The 24,458-nt window shown below is 72.9% G+C and carries 26 protein-coding genes; 16 read left to right on the top strand and 10 right to left on the bottom strand.

Going from position 1 to position 24,458, the window contains the following annotated elements; translation table 11 throughout:
• Positions 1-163: 163 nt before the first annotated feature.
• Both argG and AB0D46_RS27060 read left to right on the top strand, forming a co-directional pair.
• Positions 164-1,609: an argininosuccinate synthase gene (gene argG, locus AB0D46_RS27065; protein ID WP_362881161.1), complete on the top strand. Its 1,446-nt coding sequence runs from the start codon at positions 164-166 to the stop codon at positions 1,607-1,609.
• A 325-nt stretch (positions 1,610-1,934) separates the two neighbouring features.
• On the top strand, positions 1,935-2,348 hold the full coding sequence (locus AB0D46_RS27060; protein ID WP_362881159.1) for a peptidase inhibitor family I36 protein: 414 nt from the start codon (positions 1,935-1,937) through the stop codon (positions 2,346-2,348).
• A gap of 39 nt (positions 2,349-2,387) precedes the next feature.
• On the opposite strand, the gene AB0D46_RS27055 is transcribed toward AB0D46_RS27060, so the two are convergent.
• Positions 2,388-3,185, bottom strand: a complete 798-nt coding sequence (locus AB0D46_RS27055; RefSeq protein WP_362881157.1) for a polysaccharide deacetylase family protein — start codon at positions 3,183-3,185, stop codon at positions 2,388-2,390.
• A gap of 303 nt (positions 3,186-3,488) precedes the next feature.
• Here AB0D46_RS27055 and AB0D46_RS27050 point away from each other — a divergent pair, with 303 nt between their 5' ends.
• The 5 genes from AB0D46_RS27050 to AB0D46_RS27030 all read left to right on the top strand — a co-directional run bounded on the left by AB0D46_RS27050 (position 3,489) and on the right by AB0D46_RS27030 (position 7,041).
• The gene (locus tag AB0D46_RS27050) at positions 3,489-3,806 is read left to right on the top strand and encodes a hypothetical protein (protein ID WP_362881155.1); all 318 of its coding nucleotides are present in this window, start codon (positions 3,489-3,491) and stop codon (positions 3,804-3,806) included.
• A 132-nt stretch (positions 3,807-3,938) separates the two neighbouring features.
• Positions 3,939-5,006, top strand: a complete 1,068-nt coding sequence (locus AB0D46_RS27045; protein ID WP_362881153.1) for a serine hydrolase domain-containing protein — start codon at positions 3,939-3,941, stop codon at positions 5,004-5,006.
• Positions 5,007-5,108: 102 nt separating this feature from the next.
• On the top strand, positions 5,109-5,246 hold the full coding sequence (locus AB0D46_RS27040) for a hypothetical protein (protein ID WP_362881152.1): 138 nt from the start codon (positions 5,109-5,111) through the stop codon (positions 5,244-5,246).
• Between the two features lie 158 nt (positions 5,247-5,404).
• On the top strand, positions 5,405-6,484 hold the full coding sequence (locus tag AB0D46_RS27035) for a DUF5954 family protein (RefSeq protein WP_362881150.1): 1,080 nt from the start codon (positions 5,405-5,407) through the stop codon (positions 6,482-6,484).
• 320 nt (positions 6,485-6,804) lie between these two features.
• Complete coding sequence (locus AB0D46_RS27030; protein WP_362881149.1) at positions 6,805-7,041, top strand: hypothetical protein; 237 nt, start codon at positions 6,805-6,807, stop codon at positions 7,039-7,041.
• Between the two features lie 31 nt (positions 7,042-7,072).
• Here the strand turns inward: AB0D46_RS27030 and AB0D46_RS27025 are convergent, their stop codons facing one another.
• The 5 genes from AB0D46_RS27025 to AB0D46_RS27005 all read right to left on the bottom strand — a co-directional run bounded on the left by AB0D46_RS27025 (position 7,073) and on the right by AB0D46_RS27005 (position 10,093).
• The gene (locus tag AB0D46_RS27025) at positions 7,073-7,684 is read right to left on the bottom strand and encodes a GPP34 family phosphoprotein (protein ID WP_362881147.1); all 612 of its coding nucleotides are present in this window, start codon (positions 7,682-7,684) and stop codon (positions 7,073-7,075) included.
• A 311-nt stretch (positions 7,685-7,995) separates the two neighbouring features.
• Positions 7,996-8,964 (bottom strand): LLM class F420-dependent oxidoreductase, encoded by a 969-nt coding sequence (locus tag AB0D46_RS27020; RefSeq protein WP_362881145.1) that lies wholly within the window; start codon positions 8,962-8,964, stop codon positions 7,996-7,998.
• Between the two features lie 50 nt (positions 8,965-9,014).
• Positions 9,015-9,356: a hypothetical protein gene (locus AB0D46_RS27015; protein ID WP_362881144.1), complete on the bottom strand. Its 342-nt coding sequence runs from the start codon at positions 9,354-9,356 to the stop codon at positions 9,015-9,017.
• 155 nt (positions 9,357-9,511) lie between these two features.
• Positions 9,512-9,778: a DUF4235 domain-containing protein gene (locus AB0D46_RS27010; RefSeq protein ID WP_362881142.1), complete on the bottom strand. Its 267-nt coding sequence runs from the start codon at positions 9,776-9,778 to the stop codon at positions 9,512-9,514.
• Between the two features lie 138 nt (positions 9,779-9,916).
• A complete protein-coding gene (locus AB0D46_RS27005) occupies positions 9,917-10,093 on the bottom strand; it encodes a CsbD family protein (protein ID WP_362881227.1) in 177 nt (58 codons plus the stop codon).
• A gap of 310 nt (positions 10,094-10,403) precedes the next feature.
• On the opposite strand from AB0D46_RS27005, the gene katG reads away from it, so the two are divergent.
• Complete coding sequence (katG, locus tag AB0D46_RS27000; protein ID WP_362881140.1) at positions 10,404-12,590, top strand: catalase/peroxidase HPI; 2,187 nt, start codon at positions 10,404-10,406, stop codon at positions 12,588-12,590.
• Positions 12,591-12,673: 83 nt separating this feature from the next.
• Here the strand turns inward: katG and AB0D46_RS26995 are convergent, their stop codons facing one another.
• The 3 genes from AB0D46_RS26995 to AB0D46_RS26985 all read right to left on the bottom strand — a co-directional run bounded on the left by AB0D46_RS26995 (position 12,674) and on the right by AB0D46_RS26985 (position 14,806).
• Positions 12,674-12,820, bottom strand: a complete 147-nt coding sequence (locus AB0D46_RS26995) for a hypothetical protein (RefSeq protein WP_362881139.1) — start codon at positions 12,818-12,820, stop codon at positions 12,674-12,676.
• Positions 12,821-12,932: 112 nt separating this feature from the next.
• Entirely contained in the window at positions 12,933-13,799 is an 867-nt protein-coding gene (locus tag AB0D46_RS26990) for a DMT family transporter (RefSeq protein WP_362881137.1), read from the bottom strand.
• Positions 13,800-13,918: 119 nt separating this feature from the next.
• On the bottom strand, positions 13,919-14,806 hold the full coding sequence (locus AB0D46_RS26985; RefSeq protein WP_362881135.1) for a LysR family transcriptional regulator: 888 nt from the start codon (positions 14,804-14,806) through the stop codon (positions 13,919-13,921).
• Between the two features lie 101 nt (positions 14,807-14,907).
• Between AB0D46_RS26985 and AB0D46_RS26980 the strand changes: the two genes are divergently transcribed.
• Together AB0D46_RS26980 and AB0D46_RS26975 are read left to right on the top strand one after the other, a co-directional pair.
• Positions 14,908-15,879, top strand: coding sequence for a DMT family transporter (locus tag AB0D46_RS26980; RefSeq protein WP_362881133.1), 972 nt, complete (start codon positions 14,908-14,910; stop codon positions 15,877-15,879).
• A complete protein-coding gene (locus AB0D46_RS26975) occupies positions 15,876-16,268 on the top strand; it encodes a hypothetical protein (protein ID WP_362881132.1) in 393 nt (130 codons plus the stop codon). Before AB0D46_RS26980 ends, AB0D46_RS26975 begins: the two co-directional genes overlap by 4 nt.
• On the opposite strand, the gene AB0D46_RS26970 is transcribed toward AB0D46_RS26975, so the two are convergent.
• The gene (locus tag AB0D46_RS26970; RefSeq protein ID WP_362881131.1) at positions 16,255-17,478 is read right to left on the bottom strand and encodes an MFS transporter; all 1,224 of its coding nucleotides are present in this window, start codon (positions 17,476-17,478) and stop codon (positions 16,255-16,257) included. The two genes, AB0D46_RS26975 and AB0D46_RS26970, sit on opposite strands and share 14 nt — an antisense overlap.
• A gap of 80 nt (positions 17,479-17,558) precedes the next feature.
• Here AB0D46_RS26970 and AB0D46_RS26965 point away from each other — a divergent pair, with 80 nt between their 5' ends.
• The 6 genes from AB0D46_RS26965 to AB0D46_RS26940 all read left to right on the top strand — a co-directional run bounded on the left by AB0D46_RS26965 (position 17,559) and on the right by AB0D46_RS26940 (position 24,327).
• Entirely contained in the window at positions 17,559-18,134 is a 576-nt protein-coding gene (locus AB0D46_RS26965; RefSeq protein WP_362881226.1) for a CGNR zinc finger domain-containing protein, read from the top strand.
• Between the two features lie 82 nt (positions 18,135-18,216).
• The gene (thpR, locus tag AB0D46_RS26960) at positions 18,217-18,801 is read left to right on the top strand and encodes an RNA 2',3'-cyclic phosphodiesterase (protein WP_362881129.1); all 585 of its coding nucleotides are present in this window, start codon (positions 18,217-18,219) and stop codon (positions 18,799-18,801) included.
• Positions 18,802-19,806: 1,005 nt separating this feature from the next.
• On the top strand, positions 19,807-21,075 hold the full coding sequence (locus AB0D46_RS26955) for an LLM class flavin-dependent oxidoreductase (protein WP_362881128.1): 1,269 nt from the start codon (positions 19,807-19,809) through the stop codon (positions 21,073-21,075).
• Positions 21,072-22,472: an NtaA/DmoA family FMN-dependent monooxygenase gene (locus AB0D46_RS26950; protein ID WP_362881126.1), complete on the top strand. Its 1,401-nt coding sequence runs from the start codon at positions 21,072-21,074 to the stop codon at positions 22,470-22,472. The genes AB0D46_RS26955 and AB0D46_RS26950 overlap by 4 nt, the downstream gene beginning before the upstream one ends.
• Positions 22,376-23,197 carry an LLM class flavin-dependent oxidoreductase gene (locus tag AB0D46_RS26945; RefSeq protein WP_362881125.1) on the top strand — a complete coding sequence of 274 codons (822 nt, stop codon included), beginning with the start codon at positions 22,376-22,378 and terminating at the stop codon, positions 23,195-23,197. The genes AB0D46_RS26950 and AB0D46_RS26945 overlap by 97 nt, the downstream gene beginning before the upstream one ends.
• 11 nt (positions 23,198-23,208) lie before the next feature.
• On the top strand, positions 23,209-24,327 hold the full coding sequence (locus tag AB0D46_RS26940; protein WP_362881123.1) for an LLM class flavin-dependent oxidoreductase: 1,119 nt from the start codon (positions 23,209-23,211) through the stop codon (positions 24,325-24,327).
• The last annotated feature ends 131 nt before the right edge of the window (positions 24,328-24,458 follow it).

Below are 24,458 nucleotides of genomic sequence, written 5' to 3'. Positions count from 1 at the left end.
CCGTACCCGGTACCGGGACCCGGGCCGTGGAGCCCGACCCCGAGCTACACGGCCTCGCCACCGGCTCGGATCGCCCCCCGTTCCGAGCCCCGGATCGGGCCCGATCCGCGTCCGTCCGAGATGCGGTTTTGCATGACCATGCATTATTGCGCATACTCTTCCCATGTCTAAGGTTCTCACCTCCCTTCCCGCCGGCGAGCGCGTCGGCATCGCCTTCTCCGGCGGCCTCGACACCTCCGTCGCGGTCGCTTGGATGCGCGACAAGGGCGCCATCCCGTGCACCTACACCGCCGACATCGGCCAGTACGACGAGCCCGACATCGCCTCGGTGCCCGGCCGCGCGCAGACCTACGGCGCCGAGGTCGCGCGCCTGGTCGACTGCCGGGCGGCGCTCGTGGAAGAGGGGCTGGCCGCGCTGACGTGCGGAGCGTTCCACATCCGCTCGGGCGGGCGCGCCTACTTCAACACCACGCCGCTGGGCCGCGCCGTCACGGGGACCCTCCTCGTCCGGGCGATGCTCGAGGACGACGTCCAGATCTGGGGCGACGGCTCGACCTTCAAGGGCAACGACATCGAGCGGTTCTACCGCTACGGCCTGCTCGCCAACCCGCACCTGCGCATCTACAAGCCGTGGCTCGACGCCGACTTCGTGACCGAGCTCGGTGGCCGCAAGGAGATGTCGGAGTGGCTGCTGGCCCACGACCTCCCCTACCGCGACAGCGCGGAGAAGGCGTACTCCACCGACGCCAACATCTGGGGAGCCACCCACGAGGCCAAGACCCTCGAACACCTGGACACCGGCGTGGAGACCGTCCAGCCGATCATGGGCGTCCGGTTCTGGGACCCCTCGGTCGAGATCGCCACCGAGGACGTGACCATCGGCTTCAACCAGGGCCGTCCGGTGACGATCAACGGCAAGACCTTCGGCTCGCCCGTCGACCTGGTGATGGAAGCGAACGCCATCGGCGGCCGGCACGGCATGGGCATGTCGGACCAGATCGAGAACCGGATCATCGAGGCCAAGAGCCGGGGCATCTACGAGGCCCCCGGCATGGCCCTGCTGCACACGGCGTACGAGCGTCTCGTCAACGCGATCCACAACGAGGACACCCTCGCCCAGTACTACAACGAGGGCCGGCGCCTCGGTCGCCTCATGTACGAGGGCCGCTGGCTGGACCCGCAGGCGCTGATGGTCCGCGAGTCGCTGCAGCGCTGGGTCGGCGCGGCCGTCACCGGCGAGGTCACGCTGCGGCTGCGGCGCGGTGAGGACTACTCGCTGCTCGACACCACGGGCCCGGCCTTCAGCTACCACCCGGACAAGCTGTCCATGGAGCGCACCGAGGACTCGGCGTTCGGCCCGGTGGACCGGATCGGCCAGCTCACCATGCGCAACCTCGACATCGCGGACTCGCGCGCCAAGCTGGAGCAGTACGCCGTCCTTGGCCTGATCGGCAGCGACAACCCGGCGATCGGCGCCGCCCAGGCGGCCGCGACCGGGCTCATCGGCAGCCTCCAGGAGGGCGGCGCCGAGGCGATCGCCTCGCGCGGCGAGGTGTCGGCCGACGAGGAAGTGCTGGACCGCGCCGCGATGGAGTCCGGCACGGACTAGCCCGGAACACCGGGCGAACGGCTCGGTACTCCCAGGGACGCACCACAGGAGGGGCCGTCCCGGCGTCCACGGCGTCGGGAGGGCCCTTCCTGTCGTACGGAGCCCGGCGGCCAGGGGGCGGCCCGGGGTGCGATCAACCCCGGGCGGGGGTGCGATGGAAGCCCGGCGCCGAACCGTCGCCCCCGATCGGCGGTCCGCGACCGGCCGGCGATCGGCGACCTCCGGTCGCCGGAGATCGGCGGTGATCACCGTGTACGAGTCCTCCGGAGCCCTCCACCGACGTCCCGCGCGCCGTCGCCGGGGCACGCGGCGGCGGGCGGGGCCGATGCGCGATCCCGGCGCCGCGTGGCCGGGCCTCGTCCTCGCCTTCGCCCTGGCCCTGGCCCTCGCACTCGCCCCCGCGAGCCTGGCGGCCCCCGCCGACCGGTGCAGCCCCGGCTGGGTCTGCGGTTGGACGGATCCCGGCTGGACGGGTGTGGTGAGCCTCGTGGCGAACGACATGCGGCGCTACCCCGAGACGACCGCGTACGTGGGGTTCAACGGCGGCTCGTCGGTGTGGAACGGCGGCAGGACGTGGCGTGCCGACGGCCGGCTCTGGGGGCGCTGCGTCACCGTGTACAGCGGCGTCGACTACTCGGGTCGGCACCTGACCATCCGTCCCGGTCAGGGGGTGTCCCAGCTCCCGGCGGACTTCGGAAACATCCGTTCCGGCCGGTTCCAGGTCTGCCGGATGTCCTGAACCCCGCCCACGCCCGGCACCGGCCGGCCGGCCCCGCCGCTACCGGACCGGGAAGGTGAAGTGGTAGCCCTGGGCGGAGAGCCAGGGGAGGTACTGGCGCAGGGCGGCGACGGTTTCGCTGCGGTCCCCGCCCCCGTCGTGGAACAGCACGGTGGGCTGGGCGGGCAGGCCCTCCTCCACGGCCGCGACGATGGCGTCGAGGCCGGGCTTGCTCCAGTCCTTGGGGTCGACGGTCCAGCCGAGGGGCCGCATGCCGTTCGCGGCGGCGATCGCCCGGCTCTGGGGGGTGAAGGCTCCGCCCGGCGCCCGGTAGTAGTCGACCGAGGCCCCGGGAGCCGCCGTCTCGATCATCTTCTTGCCGTCGAGGATCTGGCGGCTCTGATAGTCGACGGGCTTGTGGTCCATCGTCACGTCGTGGTCCACGGAGTGGTCGCAGAGCCGGTGCCCGGCGGCGGCGACCTGCCGGACCAGGTCGGGGTGCGCCCGGGCCTGCGTACCGATCATGCAGAAGGTGGCCTTGACGTTGTTCTCCTTCAGCACCTCCAGCACTTGCGGGGTCCAGCGCGGGTCCGGGCCGTCGTCGATCGTGATCGCGATGTCACGGCCGGCTCCCTCGGCGAGCCGGGATATCCCGGCCGGCGTCTGCGCGGGCTCCGCCCCGGGTGCCTGCGGCTGCGCCTGTACGGAACCGGAACCGGGTGCCTCCGGTGCCTGGTCCGGGGTGCCGGTGCCGGCGGCGAGGGCCGGTGCGCCGGCCGCGGCCAACAGGCCGAGGACGGCTGCCGTCACGGTGATGCCCGTACGACGGCGACGGCTTCCGGAGGTGGTGCTGCCCATGGATGTGCTCTTCCCTTGCACTCGGCCCCCCTGGACTCGCGTTGCCCGTCCAGGCTAGGCGGGCGGTACGCCGGCGCCCATGGGCCGAACGGCCCGTGCCGGCCGTCCGGGACGTGACAACGCCCACTCGGAACCCGGGAATGGCCGTGGCCGACCGGGCGGTCTCCGCGTATCGGTGCCGGCCGGCGCTCCCCCTCCCCGCGCGCCCCGGGCGGCGGCCAGTCGGGTCGATTCGGGAGGCCGTCCGTGGGCGGGCCGGGCGGTAGGAGCATTTTTTCGGCGCCTGCGGGCATCCGGACCGTCATGACCGTCTACGTCGTCACCGTTCCCGGGACCCTGCTGACCGAGCTCACGCCGGACGCCCGCGCCGTGCTGCTCCGATCCCTCCGTCCGGCCGACCCGCGCACCACGGACGTCGGCGTGGAGGAGGACCTGCACCTCCTCTCGCTCTATCCGGACTCACCCGGATTCGCCCTTCACCTGGAAGTGGAGGCCGCCGACACCCGCGGCGCCGAGCAGAAGGCGCGCGAGCTGGCCACGGAAGCGCTGGGGCGCGCCGGGCTGGGCGGGGACGGGGCCCGGCTGGGCGATCCCGTCATCACGGGCATCGCCACCGAGTAGGCCGGCCCGGGCGGGCGCCACCGCGCTTCCTGCCGGCGACGTATCCGCGTACTGCTCAGGTCGGAGCGCTCCGCTTCGCAAATCATCATCCAGGCGCATCGGTTGGCGGTTCGCCACCGTCATGATTCGAGCATGGATCAAGAACTCGCTGCCCTGGGCACCCTGGCCCAACAGACCGCCGACCGGCTCGGACAGCAGCGCGTGGGCGTGGTGGTGGCCGCCGTCTCCGGGGACCGCGTGGAGATCAGGGGCGCCGGCAGCACCGGCGGCGACCTCGGCCGCACCCCGGGGCCGGACACCCTGTTCGAGATCGGTTCGGTGACGAAGTCACTGACGGCCCTGGCCCTGGCCCGCATGGCGGTGCTCGGCTCGGTGGATCTGGACGAGCCGCTGCGCGACCTCCTGCCGGGCGGGGTGGTGGTGCCGTCCCGCGGGGGCGAACAGATCTCGCTGCGGCATCTCGCGCACCACACGTCCGGCCTGCCGCGCCTGCCCCGCGGCATGCTCCTCCAGGCCCTGCTGCACCCGTCGAAGCCGGATCCGTACGCCGACTGCACCGCCGACGTCCTCCTGGCCGGGCTCGGTCGGACCCGGCTGCGGGCCACCCCGGGGCAGAAGTTCCACTACTCGAACCTCGGAGCCGGACTGCTGGGTCTGGCCCTCGCCCGCCGGGCCGGTACGGGCTACGAGGACCTCGTCACCCGGGAGGTCTGCGCGCCGCTCGGCATGCGCGACACCTCGGTGACGGTGGACAGCGCCCGGGCGGACCGTTGCGCCCGGGGGCACGGCCGGCGCGGGCGCCCCGTACCGCCCTGGCACCTCGCCGACCTGGCGGGGGCGGGTGGACTCCGGTCGACCGCGAGCGACATGGTCGCCTTCGTCCGGGCCCAGCTCGACGGCGGACCCGAGGAACTCGCCGAGGCGATCGTCCTGACCCGCGCCGATGAGCACCGTACGAGCCCCTTCGGCTGGGTGCACCTCGGCTGGACGGCCCACCGTCTGCACGCCAAGCAGGGCTCCCACCTGCAGATCTGGCACAACGGGGGAACCGGCGGCTTCTCCTCCTTCGTCGGCTTCGATCCAGAGACGCGGTGCGGCGTCGTCGCTCTCGCCAACACCGCGCGTCCGGTGGACCGTCCCGCCTTCGACCTGCTGCGCACCTTGCAGTCGCAGGCCGCCGGGAGTGCGCCGGGGCGGTGACGACACCTCGGCAGCTCTCGCACACCGGTCGGGCCCGGGGCGGGCCTGCGCGTCCCTGTCCTTCGGCACCTTCGCTCCGGAGGAGGCCGTGATCGAGGACTCTTGGCCGACGGCAGCTTCGCGGCTTTCACCGACGCGGTCGCGCCGCGCGTCGTCTCCGCCCAGGACGACATCGTCCTCGGCCACGCCCTGGTCCGGCGGTTCATGGTGGGCGAGGGGCGCCGGCCGGAGGAAGCCTGAAGGGTCCCCCGCCGGCGGCCGGGCAGCGGTCCACCGCGTCCGGGCGGGCGTTCGGATTTCCGTGCGGGGGTTCGGACTGTACCGCGCACGGGCGGTTCGCCGTACGGGAATCGGCGGATCCTGAGCGCCGCCCCGGCCGGCGGCGCCAGGATGGGGGGATGGACCCTGGGAATGTGGAGCCGGGCGGATCACGGCCGATCGTGGTGCGGGTGCCGGTGGAACCGGTGGAGGCCGTGGTGGAGGCCGACGCGGTCGACGCCGTGGCCCGTGCGGGTACTCCGGTGGTGCGCGGCCCCCTCTTCGGGGTGGCGGAGCAGCGGGCGGGGGACGCGCCGCGGTGGCGGGTGGTGATCGAGGTGACGTCCAGCTGTCCGCAGCAGGCCCGTGACGGGTTGAACTCCTGGCTGTGGTTCCGCGCGAAGGACCACGCACAGGACCGGGCGGAACGCCGGGCCCTGCTGGCGGCGGTCTCCCGGCTGGAGACCGAGCGGGTCGACGAGCTCTCCGTCGCCGGGGTCCGGTACCGGATCGTGCGCGCCGAGGAGTCCGCCGGTGCGGGCCCGGACGGCGTCGAACAGCCCCGGCCGACCGACCCGGAGCCCTTGGTCCCCGACTGGGACCGTACGGCCAAGGTGCCGGGGATCGACGAGGGACTGGTCGTGGACCCGGACGCGCCGGTCACCCCGACGCAGGCGGTGGAGCAGCTGGCGATGCGTGGGCTGTGCTACACCGGTGCGCGGTTCCCCGACGACGTGCGCGCCGATGCGCGGCGGGCCCTGGAAACGCATCCGGACGTACTGCTGTTGCCGGCGACGTTCACCGTCGCGGAGCGGAGCGGGACGGGCTGGAGCCCGGTCAGCGGTCCGCACGCCACCGCCCACGAGGCCCGCAAGTCACTGGACTTCGCCCTGACCTGGATGTGGCCGCGCATGCACGGCCTGATCCCGCCCGGCGCAGGCCCGCACGTCGACGCCCGTACGGGGACGTCGTCCTCCGACCGGTCCGAGCGGGCCGGGCGGTTGGCCGCGTACGCGGGGGCCGCCGACAGCCTTCGGGTGGGGCGCGTGAACGAGCTGAAACTGGACGGCTCCGTCTACCAGATCGTACGCACCCGCCGCCTGCTGCGCTCGGGGCCCGACGGGCCCGAGGGCCCGCGCCCCTCCGACGTCAACACCCAGGAACCGACGCGGATCCCCGTCGGGCTCGACGAGGACGGCAACGTCCTGCCGCCGGATTGAGGTCCCGGGCGTCCCGGGCGTCCCGGGACGGCTGCGAGCATGATCCGATGGAATCCATCGGACGAACCGTCGGCTCCGCGTCCCCGTTGGCACCGCGGATCGGCTTTTCGCGGGCGGTCCGGGTCGGGCACGACGTGGCGGTGGCCGGGACCGCCCCGATCGGCGTCACCCGGCTCCGCGGCGGGGCGGGGTGACGTCCACGTCCAGACGGTACGGGTCGACGGCGCCACGGGCCCGGTTGACCGGGCGCCGCGGGCCACGCCGGTGAATCTGCGCGTGATCGTGCGCGGTTCGGCGGCCGGACCCGCGAGAATCACCGGGTGAGCACACCATCCCAGTCCCAGCGCGGCGTCGGACGCGGCGTCAGCACCCTCATCCCGCAGAGCGCGACCGACCAGGCCATGGCCGCGCTCACGGGACTCGAAACGGTGCCCGTCCACGTCGGCCTCCTCCAAGCGGCGACCCTCCTGCTGGAGGAAGCCGCCCGCACCGCCTCCGACGAGGCGACGAAGGCGGCCATGGCCAGAACGGCGGGCCTCCTCCGCGCGGCCATGTGAGCCCGGGCAGGGGCGGGTGCGCCCGGGTGGATCAGACGCCGCCGCGCCAGATGTTGTCGAAGGCCGCCTCGTCGATGGCGCGGCGTTGGCGCACGGAGGCCAGTTCCACCACCGCGTCGCCGATGGCGGCCAGAACGGTGGCCACGGCTTCGTCGGCGACGTCCGGGGTGTCCCCGGTCCGGTCGCCGTGGACGCCGACCGTTTCCGCGAGGTTGGCGAGGACGGGGTCCTGCGACTTCCAGCGGTCCACGGCCCTGCGGCGGGCGGGCGATTCGACGAGTTCGGGGGCGCCGGCCCGGAAGGAGAGTCCGCGGCGGCGTTGCCGGGCGAGGAGGCCCTCCTCCACCAGCGCGGCCTCGTAGACGGCGGACAGGCCGCGGCCCCGGCGCCACAGCCAGTCGGTGACCGACTCGTAGGGCTCTTCCCGGACGATCGAGGAGGCCGCCTCCGCCATCAGTCGGTCGGTCGGTGCCGGGCGCTCGTCGTCCGGGACGATCCGGTCGCCGTCCAGCCGGATGGTACGGGTGCCGAGGAGGTCGATCGCTTCGGCGCCCGCGAGGGCGAGCGAGAGGTCGCCCTTCTCGGCCGGGTGACCGTCTGCCGTGTCCATGGTGACGATCAACAAGTCACGCGGTGTGGTCATTTGGGGCTCCACGTCCGATGCGTCCGCTGGTGAGTGCGTACCTGAACGGCTGGTCCGGCACGGTCCGACAGGGGCAGGCTACCCGCGTCGCCGGTTCGGCGGACGTCGACCGGGCCGCCCGGTGATCGCGCCCGACGGCCCGCCGTACGCGCCCCGCCGGCCGCGAGTTCACCCACATCCTGCGGGCCGGGCAGGGCACAACCCCCGGTCGCCCCGGTCGGGTTCGCCGCAGGGCGAGGCGAGCGTGGGGGCGCGAGGGGAACCCATCCGGCGATCAACCGGCGTGACCCCGGGGAGGAGGGGGCGGGGGGTCAGGTCATGTTGCGCAGGGCCGGGAGGAGGGTGGATTCGGCCCAGTCGATGAACGTGTGCTGGTGGGATCCGCCGACCTGGACCAGGGCGATCTCGGTGAAGCCGGCGTCCACGTACGGGCGGACTGCGTCGACGAAGGTCGCGACGTCGTCGCCGCAGGGGATCGACTTCGCGATGTCCTCGGGGCGGACGTACTGCGAGGCCTGCTCGAAGGCGGCCGGGCCGGGGAGCTCCGCGTTGACCTGCCAGCCGCCCGCCGACCACCGGAACTGGTCGTGGGCGCGCTGAACGGCCGCGTCGCGGTCGGTGTCGTAGCAGACCGCCAGTTGGCCGACCCGCGGCTTGCCCACGCCGCCCGCTCGGTCAAAGGACTCCAGGAGTTCCCGTTCCGGATCGATGGCGATCACCAAGTCCGCGTACCGGCCCGCCAGTTCGCACGACCGCTTGCCGGACACCGCGATGCCGATGGGCGGCGGCCGGTCCGGCAGGTCCCACAGCTTGGCGTTCTCCACGTCGAAGTACTGTCCGTGGTGGTTCACGGAGCCGCCGTCGAAGAGGTCGCGGATGATCTGCACGGCTTCTTCCAGCATCTCCAGTCGCACGTGCGCGGCGGGCCAGCCCGGTCCGACCACGTGCTCGTTCAGGTTCTCGCCGGAGCCCAGCCCCAGCCGGAACCGGCCCTCGGACAGCAGTTGCATCGTCGCCGCCTTCTGGGCAACGACCGCCGGGTGGTAGCGGACCGTCGGGCACGTCACGTAGGTCATGAGGGGGATGGTGGACGTGGCCTGCGCGGCCGCTCCCAGGACGCTCCACGCGTACGGGGCGTGCCCCTGGGAGGCGAGCCACGGGAAGTAGTGGTCCGAGGTGACGGAGAAGTCGAAACCGGCCCGCTCGGCGGCGGCGACGTGCTCCACCAGTTCCCGGGGGCCGGCCTGCTCGGTCATCATCGTGTATCCGAATCGCACCATGTGCTGCGCCTTACCGGTCTCCCCCGCGTGAAACCTGCCGGGGGCCGGGTTCAGGCCGCCGCCGGCGTGTCGTCCTCCTCGGCGAGGGACGGACCGTCGGCGAGGGGCGAGCCGTCGGTCGGGGACGGGCAGTCGATGAGGGGCGGGGCCGCGCGGGAGGTCGTCGTCCCGAAGGAGGCCCCCGCGGCCCGGCACAGCCGCTCGGCGCGCAGGACGGCACTGACGACCGCGGCGCGCCCCGCGCACCACGGGAGCTCCATCACGACGGTGCGGGGGCGGTAACTCCTGAGGAGGAACTCGAACTCCGAGACGACGGTGCCGCGTGTGCCGACGTCGAGGTCGTCGGGGAGCCGGACGATCAGGACGCCACCGTCGAACAGGTGAGTGAGCAACGCGGCCACCCCTTCCCCCGGCATGGCCGATGCGCCATGTTCACCATGGAAATGCCCGGTGCGCTTGCCGTTACACATAACAAAACTCACCTGATGGGCAAAGAATCCTTGGGATGCGTGCCCACAGGTGTGCCGGCCTCGAACTCCCCGGCCCCTCAGCCCGGCCAGCTGCCCGAAACCCGTCGTACGGCGACGGCTCCGGAGCGCTCGACGGCCGCCTTGACGATGGCGAAGATCGCCCCTTGGATCGCCGCCGCGAGCAGGATCTCCCGCCAGTGCCGTCCTTCGTCCATGGCGTCCGGGGCGTCGTCGTCGTGCCCCGCCAGTTTCCAGACCTGCTTGAACAGCGCCCCGGCCACGATCCCGGCCCCTGCGCCGAACGCCAGGCCGACCGGCTTGTAGGCCATCTTCGATGCCTTCATGTCCCTGCGCCTGCCCACCACGGCGCTTCCGATACCCGCAGGGAAGCATGACGAACAGGTCAAGGAGGCGCAACGCCGACAGAGCGCGCTCATGAGCCCCCGGCAGAGGTGCCGGGGGCCCACGGGTGTTTGCGGGTGTCACATCTTGCTGCGCTTGCCCTTCATCGCTTCCTTCGCGTCCCCGACGGCTCCCTTGGCCTTGCCCTTGGCCTGGTCGGCCTTGCCCTCGGCTGCCATCCGGTCGTTTCCGGTGACCTTGCCCGCGGCCTCCTTGGCCTTGCCCTTCGCCTTGTCCATTGCGCCCTTGTCGGCCATGGTGATCTCCGATCCGGTCGAATTGGGTACGGGGCTCACGACGGTGGACCACCACGCCGTTCACTCCTCCGTGGGCACGCCTGCCCCGTTGTTCCCGCGATAAGCCCCCGCCGTCGAATCCCTTTCCCCCCGCGGAGATCACCTCCCGGCATCGCGTGCGCGCTCCGCGTGTTCTCGCGCCGTGCCCTGCGTGTTCTCGCGGCCGTGCGGTCCGTGGTGCGCGAACATACGAGCGCCGACCCCCGGCACCCTTTCCGGCGTCGTAAAGAGCCGGCAGCAGGAAACATCGAGACAGGAAAGAAGGGCGGACGTGTCCGGCAGCGAAAGTGAGAACCCGGCAATCCCCTCCCCGACCGCCACTGCGACGCGCCCCAGGACGAACCGGGACTGGTGGCCGAACCAGCTGGACCTGCAGGTCCTCCACCAGCACTCGCCCCTCTCCAATCCGATGGCGGACGACTTCGACTACGCGAAGGAATTCGCCGGTCTCGATGTCGACGCGCTCAAGCGGGACGTCTTCGACGTCATGACGGCCTCCCAGGAGTGGTGGCCGGCCGATTACGGCCATTACGGGCCGCTCTTCATCCGCATGAGCTGGCACGCCGCGGGGACGTACCGGATCTCCGACGGTCGGGGCGGCGGCGGCTCGGGCGCCCAGCGCTTCGCGCCCCTCAACAGCTGGCCGGACAATGCGAGCCTCGACAAGGCGCGCCGCCTGCTGTGGCCGGTCAAGCAGAAGTACGGCCGTCGCATCTCCTGGGCGGACCTGCTGGTGTTCGCCGGAAACTGCGCGATGGAATCCATGGGGTTCAAGACGTTCGGGTTCGGTTTCGGCCGGGAGGACATCTGGGAGCCGGAGGAAATCTTCTGGGGGCCCGAGGACACCTGGCTCGGGGACGAGCGCTACAGCGGCGACAGGGAACTCACCGGTCCTTTCGGCGCCGTGCAGATGGGTTTGATCTACGTCAATCCGGAGGGGCCGAACGGAAACCCGGATCCGGTGGCGGCGGCCCGGGACATTCGTGAGACGTTCGCCCGCATGGCGATGAACGACGAGGAGACGCTGGCCCTCATCGTCGGCGGCCACACGTTCGGCAAGTGCCACGGCGCCGTCGATCCCGACTGCATCGGACCGGAGCCCGAAGCCGCACCGATCGAGCAGCAGGGCTTCGGCTGGCGGAACACGTGCGGCAGCGGGACGGGCGTCGACGCGCTCACCAGCGGCCTCGAAGGCGCGTGGACCTCGGAGCCGACGAAGTGGGACAACGGCTACCTGGACAACCTGTTCCGCTACGACTGGGAGCTGACGACGAGCCCCGCCGGGGCCAAGCAGTGGACCCCGAAGGATCCCGCCGCCCGCGACACCGTGCCCGACGCGCACGATCCGTCGAGGCGGCACGCGCCGATGATGCTCACGACGGACCTCGCCCTGAAGGTGGATCCGATCTACGCGCCGATCGCGAAGCGCTTCCACGAGAACCCGGACCAGCTCGCACGGGCCTTCGCCAAGGCCTGGTACAAGCTGCTGCACCGCGACATGGGGCCGATCTCGCGCTACCTCGGCCCCTGGATCCCCGAGCCGCAGCTGTGGCAGGACCCCGTCCCCGCGGCCGATCACGCACCGGTCTCGGACGCGGACGTCGCGGACCTGAAGGGCAGGATCCTCGCCTCGGGGTTGTCGGTCCCGCAACTGGTCACCACCGCTTGGGCGTCGGCGGCGAGCTTCCGCGGCACCGACAAGCGCGGCGGGGCGAACGGGGCCCGGATCCGGCTCGCGCCGCAGCGCGACTGGGAGCTCAACGACCTGCCAGAGGTCACCGAGACGGTCCGGACCCTCGAAGGGATCCAGCAGGAGTTCAACGCCTCGGCGGACGGCAAGAGGGTTTCGCTCGCCGACCTGATCGTCCTGGGCGGGTGCGCGGCCGTGGAGCAGGCCGCGAAGAGTGCCGGGCACACCGTGACGGTCCCGTTCGCGCCGGGGCGCACGGACGCCTCGCAGGAGCAGACCGACGTGGAGTCGTTCGCCGTGCTCGAACCGCGGGCCGACGGGTTCCGCAACTACCTCCACGAGGGCGAGAAGTTGTCCCCGGAGACCCTCCTGTTGGACCGGGCCAACATGCTGACCCTCACGGCTCCCGAGATGACGGTGCTGATCGGCGGCATGCGGGCGCTGAACACCGGCTTCAAGGGAGGTACGCACGGCGTCCTCACCCAGCGGCCCGGGCTGTTGACCAACGACTTCTTCGTCAACCTGCTCGACATGGGCACGCAGTGGAAGGCGTCGGAGTCGACGGAGAACGTGTTCGAGGGCCGGGACGGGGCGACGGGTGCGGTCAAGTGGACCGCGACCGCCGTCGACCTCGTCTTCGGTTCGCATTCCCAACTGCGGGCCCTGGCCGAGGTCTACGCCTGCGAGGACGCACGCGAGACGTTCGTACGCGACTTCGTGGCCGCGTGGAACAAGGTCATGAACCTCGACCGGTTCGACCTGGCCTGAGCCCGCCGGGTGTCCCGGCGGCCCGGCGGCCGGTCGACGGTCGGCCGGGACACCGGGCTCCGGGCCATCTGGGGACGGTGAGGTCAGGACGTACGGGAGGGGCGGGGGATGACGGCAGGGGCGTCGGGGGTGATCGGGGCGGCCATCGGCTCGTGGCCGGGGACGGCCGAGCCGTCGGGGTCGATGAGCCGGCGCGGCAGGCGGGCGGGGGGTCGGCGGCCTGGGCCCATGGGCGCGTTCCTCACTTCGCGGGTCCGGCCCGGCGGGCGTTCCCTCGCCCCGGCGAGCCGGTATTGAACACGTTCAAGCCAACAGTTTCCGGGCCTCGACGACAGGGGCGGCTCAGGGGCCACCGTCCTCGACCTCCGCGCCGGCCCGGGCCAACGCGAACACGCCGGCGCAGATCAGGGCGAGGCCCAGCAGCTGGGGTAGCAGCCACCAGTGGGCCCGTAGGTGTTCCTCGTACAGCAGCACCCCGAGGGCGACGCTGACGCCCGCGTCGCCGAGGGTCAGCGCGGGCTGGGAGGCGACGAGCGGGCCGCCCTGCATGGCGTGTTCGAGGAGCAGCAGTGCGCAGACGCCGCAGGCGGCGAAGGCGTACGTCTGCCAGGCGGCGAGGAAGGCGCCGAGGCCGCCCTCGGCGAGCACGTGCATGGAGGACTTCATGAGGGCGGCGGTGAGCGCGTAGCAGACGGCGGTGGCCGCGCCGAGGCAACCGGCCCGCATCCGGCCGGGCGGTCTGCGCAGTCCGGTCACGGCCAGTGCCGCCACGGCCGCCGCGCAGGCGGCCAGGGCGAGCAGCCAGCGGTCGGTGGGGACGTGCGTGCGGTTGCCCGCCGGCGAGGCGGCGACCAACACGATCCCGAGCCCGGCGACCACGCCGGCGACGGCGAGCCACACCGCCCCCGGCAGCCGGTTCCGCGTCACCAGCGAGCCGATCAGCAGCGCGAGCGGGAGTTCCAGTACGAACAGGGGCTGTACGAGGGCCAGCGCGCCCGTCGCCAGCGCGACGGCCTGTCCGACGCCGGCGGCGATGACCGCCAGGATCCCGGCGACCCACACCGGGCGCTTCAGCAGGTCCAGGACGAGCCCGAACCGGAATCCGTCGCTCTGCGGCACGGTGAGGGCGGCCCGCCGCTGGAGCACGGTCGCGAGGGCGTTGCTGAGCGCCGCGAACAGCGCGAAGAGGACCGGCAGTACGAAGCCCATGCCCCGATCCTCACCGCATCCGACGGGGCTCCCCGCCACGACACCGCGCGGGGCCCGCCCGACTCCGGCCGTTCCCCCGTCCAGTCCAGACCCATGCGCCCGACCCCGCGGGGGCGGGGTCAGCCCACCGCCTGACGCAGGCCGTCGAGGAGGTCGCGTACGGCGGGGCGGGCGAGCGAGACCTCGCGGACGGCCACGTGGATCCGCCGGAGCGGCCGGGGGTTGCGCACCGGGCGTACGAGGACTCCCGGGCGGGCGCCGCCCAGCGCCATCCGCGGCATCAGGGCGACGCCCAGACCGGCCGCCACGAAGCCCTGCGCGGTGGCGTAGTCCTCGCTCTCGACGGCGAAGCCGGGGCTGAACCCGGCCGCCGCGCACGCCGTGAGGACGGCGTCCAGGCAGGGGCCGGGCGGTTCGCTGCCGACCCAGGGTTCCCCGGCGAGGTCGATCAGGTCGACCTCCTCCCGTTCGGCGAGGGGGTGGTGCGTCGGCAGGACCACGTCGTACGGGTCGTCGTGCAGGTGGATCAGGCGCACGCCCTCGTACGGTCGGGGGTCCGGCCCGACGGCGAGCGCGAGGTCCGCCCGGCCCTGCTCGACCTCGTGGAGCGGGGCGACCGGGTCGGCGAGTTTCAGGTCGATCCGCACCCGGGGGTGGGCGCGGCGCAGGCCCACCAGGGCGGGTGCGACGAGCGCGGCGCCCGCGGAGGCGAAGTAGCGGACGACGAGCCGTCCGGTGTGCCCTTCCCGCAGGTCGGCCAGGGCTGCCTCGGCCGCCGCGAGGTCCCGGCTGATGACCTCCGCGTGCTCCGCGAGCAACCGGCCGGCGGCGGTGGGCCGCACGCCGCGGCCGACCCGTTCGAGCAGGGCGGTCCCGGCCTGTTTCTCCAGGGCGGCCACCTGCTGGCTCACCGCCGAGGGGGTGTAGCCGAGGTGGGCGGCGGCGGCCGTGACCGAGCCGCTGGTGATGACCGCTCTGAGGACCTGCATCCGTCGCACATCAAGCATGTAGTACAGCTTAACGGTAGGTGCATGATCCTTTGCTTGTCCTGTCGAATCGACTGGGGCACCGTTCTCAGGAGGAACAACCGGCCGAGGGAGACAAAGGAATGACCAGTGCCGTACGGGTGGCCGTGCTGTCTCTGTTGTGGGGATCGACCTTCCTGTGGATCGATCTGGCCCTGGAGGCCTTCACCCCGGTCCAGGTCACCTTCATCCGTTGCGCGCTCGGCTCGGCCCTGTTGCTGATCCTGTGCCGGGTGAAGGGACACCGACTCCCGCGGGAGCGGGGCGTGTGGGGCCGCGTCCTGGTGGCCGCGTTCTTCTGCAACGCCCTGCCGTTCGCCCTGTTCAGCGTCGGCCAGCAGACGGTGGACTCCGGGGCGGCCGGGGTGCTGAACGCGACGACGCCCTTGTGGTCGCTGTTGCTCGGCCTGCTCCTGGGCGGCGAACGGCCCCTGCGCGCGGTGCGCGTGGTCGGCCTGTCGGCCGGGTTCGCGGGTACGGCCCTGATCTTCGCGCCCTGGGAGCAGTCGACCCCGATGGGCTGGGGCGCACTCGCGATCGTGGGGGCCGCCGGCAGCTACGCGGTCGCCTTCGTCCTCATGGGCCGGCACCTGGTGGGGCGCGGCGTCCCCACCCTGCCGCTCGCCGCGTCCCAGCTGATCGCCGCGACGGCGCTGACCGCGCCGACCCTGCCCTTCGGGGGCTTCACCCCGGTGCGCGACGAACCGCGCACCCTGCTCGCCGTGGCCGCAGTCGTCGTACTGGGACTGTTCGCCACGGGTCTCACCTTCTACTTGACGTACAGGATCATCGCGGACGAAGGGGCGACCCACGCGGCGACGGTGGGCTACCTGCTGCCGGTGGTCTCCGTGGTCCTCGGAGCGGTCGTCCTCGGCGAGGAGATCGGCGCGCGGGTCGTGGCCGGCATGGCGGTCGTCCTACTGGGCGTCGCCATGACGCGCCGTCGCGTACGGCCCCCGTCGGAAGCGGGTGCCGCGGCGATCGGACCTGCGGGGATACTGGCAGCGGGCCCGGGCGAGCGGCCCGTACCGATGCGAGGGATGACAAAGCGATGACCCTGACAGAAGGCCGGCGGGTACGGCTGGCGGACGACACGACGCTGATCGATTCGCTCGCGCCGGCGGACGACTCCCCGATGCCGCCGGGCGCCTTCTCCGGGTCCCTGCTGCTCGCGGCGGGGACCGAGGGGACCGTCGAGGAGGTGGTGGAGCACCTGGACGAGAGCGTGGGCGTGCGCGAGTACCGGCGCCTCACCTCGCTCCTCGACTCCTTCGGCCACGACATGCCCACGGAGAGCAAGCGGCGACTGGAGGAGCAGATCGTCGACCTGGAGCCGGAGTGGACCGCCCACCAGCGCCGCGGTCCCCTCGTCACGGTCCGCGTGCGCTTCGACAACGGGTTCGTCCTGGACGGCGTGCGACAGGAGCTGTTCACGTCCGACTGATGCGTCCGCCGGCCTCCGGAGGGTGTGCGGGGCGGACCGCCCGTGGCGGCCGCGTACGGCGGATGAGGGGTTCGACGATCACGAGCTGGGCTGCCGCGAGGGCGAGGCAGAGGGCCGCGGTGGCGGTCCACAGCGCGGCGACACCGGCGTGTTCGAGGGCCTGGGTGGATGTGACGGGGGCCGCGACCGTGGCGACGCCCCAACTGACGCCGTACGCGGCGAGGTACCGGTCGGCGGCGCCGGGCGGGGCCAACTCCGCCACCACGCCCAGGGCCCGGCCCAGCAGGGGTACGTCGCCCAGGCTCCACAGCACGGTGGCGGCGGTGAACGCGGGCAGCGTGTGCGCGACGGCGTACCCTGCCAGGCCCAGTGCCATCAGGACGTAACCCAGGGCCAGGGCCACGGAGTCGGGGAGCACGGCGAGGCGGCGCAGGTGCAGCGCGGGCTGCGCGGCGACCACGGTCAGGGCCGAGGCGGTGAACAACAGCCCGGCGTCGGCGGGTTGCAGGCCCCGGCGGTCCAGGCTGAGCGGCAGCGCGATCATGATCTGCATCGTGACAAGGGCGAAGACGGTCCCGGCCCCGAACATGGCGCACAGCGCCCGGTCCCGCCAAGGACTCGCCCCGTCCCGGCGGCCGCCCGGGGCGAGCGGCGCCTTCGGTCGGAGGTGGTCGGCGGGCAGGACCAGGTGGAGGACCAGGGCACAGACGAGGCAGGTCAGCGCGTCGACGACGAACAGCCACCGCAGGTCCCACCGGCCGAGGCCCGCCGCGATCAGCCCGGCTCCCGTGCCGCCGATGGCGAGCGCGGTGTTCATCAGGCCGTACGCGCGCACCCGGTCGGCGGAGCCGACGGCGTCGGCGATCATCCCCTGGCTGGGCGGTTCGTACAGTTCGAAGGCCAGGCCCAGCAGGACCGCGAAGAGTGCCACGGCGGCCAGTGAACCGGCGGCCGCGATGCCCAATTGGGCCAGGGCGCACCCGGTGAGCCCGAGCACCATGGTGCGGCGGCGTCCGAGGCGGACGGCGAGGCGGCCTCCGGCCAGCCGGGAGGGGATCGTCGCGAGGCCGAAGGCGGCCGAGAGGGCGCCGGCGGTCGTGGCGCTCGCGCCGAATTCGGTACTGATCAGAACGGTCAGGAAGGGCAGGGAGAAGGCACCGAGCCGGTTGATCGCCCGCGCTCCCACCAGCAGCCATACGGTCCGCGGCACGGACACCCCCTCGCGTAACTGTCGAATCGACTATCGTCAGTCACCTAACGCTAGCCACGGAAGGAGTGACTGGTCAAGTGATGTTCGACAGTCACGTCGGTGTTCTGCTGGAGCAGGCCGTATCGCTCGTGAACACGTTGACCGACGGGGAGGCGCACGGCCGGCCCTACATCGCGCCGCGCGGGGCGGCGCTGCCCGCCGCCGTCGACGCCGCGGTGTCGCGGACCGCCGCGTCCCTGCCGCGCGAGATCAATGACGCGCAGGCGGAGTACCTCGTCGGCGCGGCGACCCGGATGCGCGAGGTCTTCCGAGCCGTGCAGGACGACAGGCTGGACGACGCGGCCGCCACCGTGAACGCCCTGCTGCGCGACACCGGCGCCCGACCACGGCTGGACCGGGGCGAGGACGAGCCCTGGCAGGTGCACTTCCACGGCGCCGGCGACTCGTTCGCGGCCGGGAGCAGCGCCAGTTGCGCCACCGCGCTCGCGCTGGCCGTGGGCGGCGGCCTCGCCGGTCGACTCGGCGTGTGCCGGGCCGAGCGCTGCGACCGGGTGTACGTCGACACCTCGCGCAACGGCACCCGTCAGTTCTGTTCCACCGCCTGCCAGAACCGTACGAAGGCCGCTGCCTTCCGCGCCCGCAAGGAGGCCGGGTGAGCGGGCGCCCGCGGTCGGTGCGTGGCGCCCCGCACGGGGCCGAAGGTGACGTGGTGGGGCCTCGCACGGTACGAAGTGCAATGTGAACGCACAGACCCAGCCCGCCACCGTTCGGATATTCGTCGCCCTCGCCCCGCCCGACGAGGCGAAGGACGAGCTCGCGCGGGCATTGTGCCCCGCCTACGAGGCGTACCCGCGCGTGCGGTGGAACCGGATCGAGGACTGGCACGTCACGCTCGCGTTCCTCGGGGAACTCCCGGTCACCGCGGTCCCCCTGTTGCGGCCGCCACTGGCCGAGCTCGCCGCGCGGCGCGCCCCCGTACGGTTGGCCCTGCGCGGCGGCGGCCACTTCGACGACCGGGTGCTGTGGAGCGGGATCGACGGGGACCTCGACGGCCTGCACCTGCTGGCGAGCGAGGTCCGGGCCGTGGTCAAGGAGTGCGGGATCCCCTTCGCGGACCGGCCCCTGCGCCCGCACCTGACGCTGGCCCGCGCCCGCCGCACCGAGACCTCTTTCGCGGCGGAGGCCGCCGCCGGACTCGCCGGTTTCACCGGCCGCACCTGGCCGGCCGCGCACCTGCACCTGGTCGGCAGCAACATCGGGCGCGGCCCGGGCCCGATCCACTACCGGGACATCGAGGCCTGGACCTTCGACGGCGGGAGCTGACGGCGACCGCACCCGGGCCGACGTCCCCGGCCGGGGCTCCGGAGGTGACGACAGCGGTGGGCGCTACGGCGCCGGCCGGGGCCGTAGGGCCCACCGATCAAGGGCCTTCGTCCGGTTGAGCGGGCGGGCGGGCTGACCTGCCAGTCCGTCCCGACGGCCGGTCTCGTCCTGGACGCCCGACCGGTCCGGGCTCCGCGCCGGCGACCCACGGCCCGGCTCAGCGGCGGCCCTTCGACAGGTTGAAGGCCAGGACGAGGAGGGCCGCCGCCATCACCGCCACGTGGACCCAGCCGGGCATCATGCCGACCTCCGGCCGGCGGGCCCGGTCTTCGGGACGGGCCGGCGGTTGCGCAGGACCGAGGTGAGCACCGCTCCCTGGAACGCGGGGAGCGTCCGCCCGAGTCGCGCGTCGATTTCCTCCAACGAGATCCGCTTCCGTTTCCTCATGTCCCCGCGTGTGCCCCCGGACGGCCCGCTGATGCGTACGGACCGGGTGGCCGCTCCGGCCGGCGCCCGGGGCGCGGCACGCGCGAACGATGCGATCGGGCAACCGTTTCATTTCACCAACCCGCCTTATGTGTACGGCGGATGAAATTGAGACAGGTATTCCTGCGCCTCGATATCGAAGGCCATTGACACCCCTTCTCGGGGCCACCCGGCTACGGCCGGTACGCGCAGCTCCCCTCCACCTGGAACCTCTCGAACGAGGCGGTGCCGGTGTCGGAGGTCGACCCGCCCGGCCTGCCCACGACGAACGCCTGAACCCGGACCGGGCGTTCGCGGTCTGCGGATTCGTCGGGGGTGCGGGAGCTGGATTGTTCGGGGTCGGGCTGTTCGGGGGTCGGGGTGCTCGGGGTGTCACATCGCCGCCAAGCTCTTGTCACAGAGCGGCAATTGCATGCTCCCTCCATGGGTCGTAGCGTTTCGGGAGAAGCTGCCGACGAGCCGAATTCGCGACCCCGGACCCTCCATTCCCGCACGCCGATCAGGAAGGCGCCCGAAGACGTGTCCGCATTCCCGCCACGTTCCGTTACCACCGCCTTCGGGCCCCTGCACCTCGCCGTCGCGCTCGACGGCGCCGGCCGGCATCCCGGCGCCTGGCGCGAGCCGGGGGCGCGTCCGGAGGCCCTCTTCACGGCCCGGTACTGGGCCGAGGTGGTCGCCGAGGCCGAGGCCGGGCTGCTGGACTTCGTCACGTTCGAGGACGGGTTCGCGCTCCAGACCTCCGCGTCCGACGGCCCGGACGGTCGTACGGACCGGGTCCGAGGGCGGCTCGACGCCGTACTGACCGCGGCCCGCGTCGCCCCGCTGACCCGGCACCTGGGCCTGGTGCCGGCCGTCACGACCACCCACACCGAGCCGTTCCACGTCTCCAAGGCCGTCGCCACCCTCGACCACGTCAGCCGGGGGCGGGCGGGTGTGCACGTCCAGGTGTCCGGACTGCCCCACGAGGAGCGGCACTTCGGGCGGCGCGCGACACCGCTGTCCGGGGCGGAGCCGTACGAGGAGGCCGCCGACCACGTGGAGGTCGTCCGGCGGCTGTGGGACAGCTGGGAGGACGACGCGGAGATCCGCGACGTGGCCACCGGTCGCTTCGTGGACCGCGCCAAGCTGCACCACATCGACTTCGAAGGGCGCTACTTCCGCGTCCGGGGCCCCTCGATCACCCCGCGCCCGCCGCAGGGCCGGCCCGTGGTGAGCGCGGCCGTGGCGCCGGGCGATTGCGACGCCGCGTACCGTCTCGTGGCCCGGTCCGCGGACCTCGGATTCCTGGCCGCGCGCGGCTTGCAGGAGTCCGTGGCCGGCGTGGAGGCTGTGCGCCGGGCCCGGGAGCCGGCGGGGCCCGGCGACGAGTCCCCGCACCTGTTCGGTGAACTGATCGTCTTCCTGGACGAGGACGGCCCCGCGGCGGCCGGCCGCCGGGAACGTCTCGACGCACTCGCGGGCGGCCCGTACGACGGGGACGCCGAGGTGTTCGCCGGGAGCCCGGGCGCGCTGGCCGACCTGCTGGAGGAACGGCGCACGGCGGGCCTGTCGGGCTTCCGGCTCCACCCGGCCGCCATCGCGCACGACCTGCCCGCCATCACCCGGGGGCTGGTGCCCGAGCTCCAGCGACGCGGCCTCTTCCGCACCACGTACGGGGCGGACACCCTGCGCGGGTTGCTCGGCCTGGACCCGCACCCGGCCAACCGCTACGCCCCCGCCCCCGCCGCCGTCGGCCGTCCGGCCCGGCCCCGCCGCTTGACGCGAACGATCCGGAAGGACGAACCATGAGCACCGAGCCGCTCAAGCAGATCCACCTCGCGGCCCACTTCCCGGGCGTCAACAACACCACCGTCTGGAGCGACCCGGCGGCGGGCAGCCACATCGACTTCGCCTCGTTCGTCCACTTCGCCCGGACCGCCGAGCGCGCCAAGTTCGACTTCCTCTTCCTGGCGGAGGGGCTGCGGCTGCGTGAACAGGGCGGCGACATATACGACTTGGACGTGGTGGGCCGGCCGGACACCTTCACCGTGCTGGCCGCCCTCGCGGCCGTCACCGAGCGGCTCGGGCTGACCGGGACGATCAACTCGACGTTCAACGAGCCGTACGAGGTGGCCCGTCAGTTCGCCTCCCTCGACCACCTCTCCGAGGGGCGTGCCGCGTGGAACGTGGTCACCTCGTGGGACGCCTTCACCGGGGAGAACTTCCGGCGCGGCGGGTTCCTGCCGCGCGAGGAACGCTATTCGCGTGCCCGGGAGTTCCTCTCGACGGCGATCGAACTCTTCGACTCCTGGGACGGTTCGGAGATCGTCGCCGACCCGGCGACGGGCACCTTCCTGCGGGACGCCCGCGCCGGGGCCTTCGCCCACCGGGGACAGCACTTCGACATCGAGGGCCGGTTCAACGTGCCGCGCGGTCCGCAGGGCCGGCCCGTGGTGTTCCAGGCCGGCGACTCCGAGGAGGGACGGGAGTTCGCGGCCTCCGGCGCCGATGCCGTCTTCGGTCGGTACGGGACCCTGGACGAGGGCCGGGCGTTCTACGCGGACGTCAAGGGTCGGCTGGCCAAGTACGGGCGCACGCACGACCAGTTGAAGATCCTGCCGGCCGCCGGCTTCGTGCTCGGCGACACCGATGCCGAGGCCCACGAGAGCGCCCATGAGATCCGTCGGCTCCAGGTCAGCGGGCAGACCGCGATCAAGTACCTGGAGCACGTGTGGAACCGGGACCTGTCCGGCTACGACCCCGACGGACCACTGCCCGACATCGACCCGGAGACCGGTGAGAACACCATCGCGCCGGGGCGGGCCAGCGTGCGGCAGTTCCGTGACCCCCTCGCCACCGCACGCCAGTGGCGGGAGCTGGCCGAGGCGAAGAACCTCTCGATCCGCGAACTCGTGATCGCGACCACCGCCCGCCAGACGTTCGTCGGCTCCCCCGCCACGGTCGCCGAGCAGATCAACTCCCTCGTGCAGCAGGACGCGGCCGACGGATTCATCCTGGTCCCGCACATCACCCCGGGGGGCCTCGACGTGTTCGCCGACACGGTCGTCCCGCTGCTCCAGGAGCGCGGCGTCTTCCGCTCCGAGTACGCGTGCAGGACCCTGCGCGACCACCTGGGCATCTCCGTACCCGACGCACGGCAGCCGACCGGCCGGCGCGAAGCCGGGCAGGCGGCCGGCGCCTCGTGAAGTTCCTGGCCATCACCCTGATCGCCGACTCCCCCGACCCGGTGACGGGGGCCGCGACCCGCACACGGGAGCGGTTCCGTCAGGTCGTCTCCGCCGCCCTGCCGGCGGAGGAACTCGGATTCGACGGGTTCGGGGTGGGCGAGCGCCACGAGCGGCCGTTCCTGTCCTCCTCCCCGCCCGTGGTGCTCGCGCACATCGCCGCGCTGACCCGCGAGATCCGGCCGTACACGGCGGTGACCACCCTGAGCCTGCTCGATCCGGTACGGGCGTACGAGGACTACGCGACGCTCGACCACCTCAGCGACGGCCGGCTACCGGCCGGCGTTCGCACGGTACCTGGCGGCCCACCGGGCGCAGGGCGTGGAGCCGGTCTTCCCGACCCTGGAGGACTTCGTCGCGCGCGGTTCGGCCCTGATCGGCAGCCGGCAGCAGGTGATCGAGAAGGTGCACCGCTACCACGAGGAGTTCGGCCACACGGTGCTGCACCTGCAGGCCGAACCCGGCGGGCTCACCGACGCGGAGCACCGGGCGTCCCTCGAACTGTTCCAGGCCGAGGTCGCGCCGGTACTGCGCCGCTCGATCCCCGATCCGGCCTTCGCGGAGGCGGTTACTGGCCTCCCCGCCCAGGCCCTCCCGCTTCTCCCGCCCAGGCCCTCCCCGCTTCTCCCGCCCAGGCCCTCCCCGCTTCTCCCGCCCAGGCCCTCCCCGCTTCCCCCGACCCATAAGGAGCACGGCCATGCCCGGCATCCCCCTCGGGGTCCTGGACCTCGTCCCGATCGTCTCCGGTTCGAACGCGGCCGAGGCCCTGCACCGCAGCGTCGACCTCGCCCGGCAGACGGGACGGTTCGGGTACGCCCGCTACTGGTTCGCCGAACACCACCTCAACCCCGGGGTGGCCGGCACCTCCCCGGCCGTGCTGCTCGCGCTGACCGCCTCCGCGACGACGAGGATCCGCATCGGTTCCGGCGCCGTCCAACTGGGGCACCGCACCGCCCTGTCCACGGTCGAGGAGTTCGGCCTGATCGACGCCCTGCACCCGGGCCGCCTCGACCTGGGCCTGGGACGTTCGGCCGGTCGGCCGCCGCAGCCCGCCCCGGACGCCGCGCCGCCCTTCGAGGGGCTGACGGCGAACGGCCTGCTGATCCCGCCCCGGTTCTCCTTCGCGCACCTGCTCGGGCACCCCCGGGTGGCCCTCCAGCAGCGGCTGCTGAACCTGCCCGGAGCCCACCCGCAGGACTATGCCGAGCAGGTGGCCGACGTATTGGCGCTGCTGCGCGGCGAGTACCGCTCCCCGGAGGGCGTGGCGGCGCACGCCGTGCCGGGCGAGGGGGCGGACGTACAGGTGTGGATCCTGGGCAGCAGCGGCGGCGTCAGTGCCGAGACGGCCGGACGTGGCGGGTTGCGCTTCGCGGCGAACTACCACGTCAGTCCGGCCTCGGTGCTGGAGGCGGCGGAGGGTTACCGGGCCGCCTTCAAGCCCTCGGACGAGCTGGACCGGCCGTACCTGACCGTGTCCGCCGACGTGGTGGTGGCCCCCGACGACGCGCGGGCGCGGGAACTGGCCGCCGGCTACGGGCCCTGGGTGCGCAGCATCCGTACCGCCGAGGGCGCGATCCGCTATCCGACGCCGCAGGAGGCGCGGCGGCTGCCCTGGACGGACGCCGACGGGGACCTCGTGGCGGACCGGGTGGACACGCGGTTCGTGGGTTCGGCGCGGACGGTCGCCGACCGCCTGGAGCGGCTCCAGGAGGCCACCGGGGCCGACGAACTGCTGATCACCACGATCACGCACGGGCACGCGGAGCGGGTCGACTCCTACCGGCTGCTGGCCGAGGAGTGGGCCCGTCGCGGCTGACCCGTCCGGGCCGGCCACGACGAGCGGGGCGGGGCGCTAGGTTCTGTTTCTTGGATCAGCTGCGGAGCCAGATGATGAGGGTCGCGAGGGTGACGGTCCCGAGGTAGACGTAGGCACGTTTGTCGTAGCGG

It is taken from the genome of Streptomyces sp. NPDC048383, assembly GCF_040651775.1.
Classification (GTDB): Bacteria; Actinomycetota; Actinomycetes; order Streptomycetales; family Streptomycetaceae; genus Streptomyces.
This window is presented reverse-complemented; position numbering and strand designations above follow the sequence as displayed.